This window comes from Bradyrhizobium jicamae, from assembly GCF_001440395.1.
GTDB classification, from domain to species: domain Bacteria; phylum Pseudomonadota; class Alphaproteobacteria; order Rhizobiales; family Xanthobacteraceae; genus Bradyrhizobium; species Bradyrhizobium jicamae.
Genome location: NZ_LLXZ01000084.1, coordinates 1 through 4,666 on the forward strand (window position 1 = coordinate 1; position 4,666 = coordinate 4,666).

The following is a 4,666-nucleotide window of genomic DNA, read 5'->3' on the forward strand; positions in this document are numbered from 1 at the left end:
CGCCGCGTTGCCCGCGGTCGCGGGGGCTGCCGGCGCCGGGCTTTGGGCGGCGGCGGTCTGGGGCTGGGCGCCCGGGTTGATCCAGCAGGCATGGATCCGGCTGGAGAGCGTTTCGGCGACCTTGGGGTCGATCTGCCCGCCGAACCGGGTCAGGCAGCGGAAGGCGGCCTGGACATGCCCGCCGGGGCAGCCGAAGCGGTCGTACAGGTCGAGATGGCGGAACGCGGTGTCGAGGTCGTCGCGCCACATCAGGCTGACCACGCGCCGGCCAAGCCAGACGCATTCCGGGTTGCCGGCCGGGCCGTTGATGGCCTGCGACGCCTCGACGAATTCGTCGGCCTTGCGCTGGTTGTCCTTGGTGGCGTCCGGATTGGCGGCCTGCTGTTTGCCTTGATCCTGCGGGGTCGGGGTGCCGCTCTGGGCCAATGCGCCAGCCGATCCGATCAGGAGGGCCAGGCCGGCAGCGGCAAAGCGCCTCAAAACCGCAACTCTTGGATCACGCACCCGTCGACGCATACATTCCCCGATCAGTTTCCTGCCGCAAAGGGCGGCTGGTGTGTTGGTCTCGGCTTGTTGCCGCCCAAATTCGTCCCCATTGCGGCGGACATATCAGACGATTCACATGACGGGTATTTCAGATTTTGTCCAGCAAAGTCACGTCTTTATCGCAGGGGTGGTAAAACTGCCGCAGGGTGTGAAGCGCAATAGGGTTATACTCCATCTTGGCAGAACGTCGGTGAACGGGTAATCGACGGGCCCCGCCCGGAGGATGGAACCGATTTCACTTCGTACGCCGCTGGCGCTTCTCCTTTCATCGCTCGCTATGATCGCGGCCCTGTGGTGGTGGCTTGCCACGCCGATTACCCTTGCGCGTGCGCCGATCGATCCGAACGCAAAGCTGCAATGTGTTTCCTACGCTCCGTTCCGCGGCGCGCAGACGCCGCTGATTCCCACCACGCAGATCCCTCCCGAACAGATCGCGCAGGATCTGGCGCAACTCGCCAAGATCACCGATTGCGTGCGGACCTATTCGATCGAGAACGGGCTCGATCAGGTCCCGGCGCTGGCCGCCAAGGTGGGGCTGAAGGTGATCCAGGGGATCTGGCTGTCGAGCAACCGGACCAAGAACCTCGCCCAGATTGCGGTTGCGATCGAACTGACCAAGGAACATCCTGCTACCATCACCGCGCTGGTGGTCGGCAACGAGGTGCTGCTGCGCGGCGAGATGACGACTTCAGACCTCGCCGCCAACATCCGCTCGGTCAAGTCGCGGGTCACCGTGCCCGTGACCTATGCCGACGTCTGGGAGTTCTGGCTGCGCAACCGCGAAATCTATGACGCCGTCGACTTCGTCACGATCCACATCCTGCCTTACTGGGAAGACATCCCTGTGCGCGCGAAGTTTGCCGCCAGTCACGTCGACGATATCCGCAAGCGCATGGCGGTGGCGTTTCCTGCCAAGGAAATCCTGATCGGCGAGACCGGCTGGCCGAGTGCGGGGCGGATGCGCGAAGGCGCGCTGCCCTCGCGCACCAACCAGGCCCGCGTGGTGTCCGAGATCCTCGATCTCGCCAAGCGCGAAAAGTTTCGGGTCAATTTGATCGAGGCCTATGACCAGCCCTGGAAGCGCCAGCTCGAGGGCACCGTCGGCGGCTATTGGGGCATGATCAATGACGCGCAGCGGGCGTTGAAATATCCACCCGGCGAGCCGATCAGCAATTTTCCGTTCTGGAAATTGCAGATGGGCTCCGGGATGGCACTCAGTTTCTTCGTGTTCATGGCTGGCTGGCTGACGCTGCGGCGGCGGCCGTGGAAACCTGGCCTGGCCGCCTGGGTCGTGGTCGGGACATCGGCCACGACCGCCGGCATGCTGCTCGGGATCGCCGCCGACAAGATGTTCTACGAGAGCTACGGCGTCGGCGGCTGGCTGCAATGGGGCGCGCTGTTGGCGGCCGCCATCGCCTCGCCGATGCTGTGCGCGAACGCGGCGATGTCGGGCCGGCCGCTGCCGACCTTCCTCGAACTGCTCGGGCCGCGCGACTTCCGGACCAAGTCGGTGCTGACGGCGTTGCTCGGCTTCGTGCTTGTCGTCACCACGCTGATTGCGGCGGGGACCGCGCTCGGCTTTGCGTTCGATCCGCGCTACCGCGATTTTCCCTTCGCCTCGCTGACCATGGCGGTGGTGCCGTTCGCGGCGCTGATGCTGCTGAACCGGCCGAAGGAGGGCGCGCGCCCGATCGCCGAATCCGCATTCGCCGGTCTGCTGGTCACGGCCGCGCTGTTCATGGGCGTCAACGAGGGCAGCCAGAACTGGCAGTCGATGTGGACCTGCGCGATCTATTTGCTGCTGGCGCTTACGCTGTGGCGGGCGCGGGCCGTGCAAATCCCAAAATGAGCAGGCCGATCGCCAGTCCCGACAGCACGATATTGTAGAGCACGATCCCGAATCCCGCCGCGATCAGCCCGCCGGTCAAGAGCACGATCGACGGCCGCATCACGTGAAGCGTTGCGATCACCACCGCGGTGATGCCGAACACCGAATTCTTGAACAGATAGGTCGCAAGCGTCCGCGACTTGCACAGCATGCTTTGCAGGCCGGCGTCGCAGGCAAGCGCAACGGTCGAGAACTCGACCGCGAGGTAGCGCAGATAAAGCGCGTAGCCGACGGTGACGAAACCGACCACCAACAGGAACTGGACTTGATAGGGCGTAAGCCGGAACGGGGATTTTTTCATCGCGGCAATATGGTCGGGATTGGCTTTGGGGACAAGCGTTCCGCTGGGCCAGGAATGCGGATCAAGGATTTCGTATAACGCTTTGTAGTCGCAAGTCTATTGCGTGTTCTTCCTGCCGAGGATGTTCGACAATGTCGCCTGCGTCGCCGGCGGCGGAGGTTCCGGCTTCTTCTGCGCTTCCTCGACGACCGCCGGCCGCTTGGCGACGGCGCGCCGGCGCTGGAGCGGCTTGGCAGCGGTCGGCGCCTCATCGTCGGGTTTGAATGACAGCCGCTGGCCGTCAAAGATCGCTGTCTCGCAGGGACGGTTGTTTTCGGTCAGAACGGCGCAGATCTTCGCGGCGGCGCCGGCATCGTTCAGCGGACCCGCGACCAGCCGAAGCTGCATGCCGAGGCCGGTCGTGCTTTCCTTGATGACGATGATCGGGCGCAGCGCCGTCAGCGGTGCGTTCGATCTCGACTTCAACAGCCCGCGCCACAGCGCGCGCAGGCCATTCACCGAATTGGCAGTGCCGAGATCGACGCCGAACTCGGTCCGCTGCAGCGAGACTTTCGGCGCCGTCTCTTCGTCCGCATCTGGTGGTGCCGACGCCACGACGTCGGGGATCGGGCTCGCGATAACCGAGTTCAGCGCCTTGCCCGGCTCAATCAGTCTGCCGGCCGCGGGATCCGGCGGGGCCATCATCGACTGCGTGGCCATCAGCGGCGTGGCCGGCGAGGGCTTGGCTGGCTCAACCTTGAGCATATCAGCCTTTGCCATTTCCGGCTTGGCGCTATCGGTCTTGATGGCCTCGGCCTTGGCGGCATCCTTTGCCGGAGGCGGGGCTGGCTCGGCGACGGCGGGCGCTGCGGCCGGGGCGGTGGCGACCGGCGCGACGGATGGCGATGGCTGCGGGCTGGCCGGCGGTTCCGCATTGGCCACGGGTGGTGGCGCGGAAGCAGGACCCTGCTTGGCGATGGCGCCGGTGACGGACTCGAGCCCATGTTCCAGGCTGGTGACGCGGGCATATAGCCTGTCGCGGTCGCCATTGAGCGTCTCGATCGCGGCGGTGAGCCGCCGCGCCTCGTTCTGGGTCTCCCTGGCGACCGTCTGGATCTGCTGTGCCTGCCGGGCCAGGTCGGCGGAAGCGACCTGCTCGCGGCTCAAGCCGAACGACGACTGGTTGGCCATCACGGCCAGAACCACCGCGCCCGTGGCGCCAAAACCCCAGGAGGCGATCCGCCACAGGGCGCGGCGGTCGAATTCATCTTCGTCGGCCAGCAGGTTGCTGAGCACGCCGCTGCTGTCGTCGGCCTCGAAGTCCGGAAGATGGTCTGGTTTTTTGGCCAAGCGCCCTCGGCCCTCCTCAAGGCCCGCCGAATCACCCGTCAAACACTAACAGGAAAAGCCCCGCCCACTTGTATCTGGCGGTTTTCGGGCGGCGAATCGGTTTCATCTCCGGGGGAAAACAATTAAGACGGCCTGATACTTTCCGTCATGGCCGGGCTTGTCCCGGCCATCCACGTCTTCTTGCTTGAACAAAGACGTGGATGCCCGGCACAAGGCCGGGCATGACGAGCTAGGCGAAAGCGCCCGATTTCGTTCGGCTGCTAGTCAGAATCTGAGGACCCGAATGACCGCTCGATCCAGCCTGACTGTCGTGCTTGCGGCCGGTGAGGGCACGCGCATGCGATCCTCGCTGCCCAAGGTGCTGCACCCCGTTGCCGGCCAGTCGCTGCTGGCGCATGTGCTGGACGCCGCCCCGCATGGCACCGGCGCTTCGCTCGCGGTCGTGATCGGGCCGGACCACAAGGCGGTGGCCGACGAGGTCAAGCGCGTCCGCGCGGACGCAGTGACCTTTGTTCAGGCCGAGCGCCTCGGCACCGCGCACGCCGTGCTGGCCGCCCGCGAGGCGATCGCGCGCGGCGCCGACGATCTGCTGGTGGCGTTAG

At 65.4% G+C, this 4,666-nt stretch carries 5 protein-coding genes; 2 read left to right on the top strand and 3 right to left on the bottom strand.

Features of this window, described 5'->3' with window-relative positions:
• Nucleotides 1–516 (bottom strand): hypothetical protein (locus CQ12_RS13570; RefSeq protein ID WP_057835814.1); only part of this gene is annotated, 516 nt, incomplete at its 3' end.
• A gap of 253 nt (nucleotides 517–769) precedes the next feature.
• On the opposite strand from CQ12_RS13570, the gene CQ12_RS13575 reads away from it, so the two are divergent.
• Nucleotides 770–2,395, top strand: a complete 1,626-nt coding sequence (locus CQ12_RS13575) for a glycoside hydrolase family 17 protein (protein WP_198164142.1) — start codon at nucleotides 770–772, stop codon at nucleotides 2,393–2,395.
• Here CQ12_RS13575 and CQ12_RS13580 read toward each other — a convergent pair.
• Both CQ12_RS13580 and CQ12_RS13585 read right to left on the bottom strand, forming a co-directional pair.
• On the bottom strand, nucleotides 2,355–2,735 hold the full coding sequence (locus CQ12_RS13580; RefSeq protein ID WP_057835812.1) for a hypothetical protein: 381 nt from the start codon (nucleotides 2,733–2,735) through the stop codon (nucleotides 2,355–2,357). The genes CQ12_RS13575 and CQ12_RS13580 overlap by 41 nt on opposite strands.
• A 96-nt stretch (nucleotides 2,736–2,831) precedes the next feature.
• A complete protein-coding gene (locus CQ12_RS13585; protein WP_057835813.1) occupies nucleotides 2,832–4,064 on the bottom strand; it encodes a hypothetical protein in 1,233 nt (410 codons plus the stop codon).
• Nucleotides 4,065–4,347: 283 nt separating this feature from the next.
• On the opposite strand from CQ12_RS13585, the gene CQ12_RS13590 reads away from it, so the two are divergent.
• The coding region (locus CQ12_RS13590; RefSeq protein WP_157088192.1) for an NTP transferase domain-containing protein at nucleotides 4,348–4,666 on the top strand (319 nt) is incomplete at its 3' end.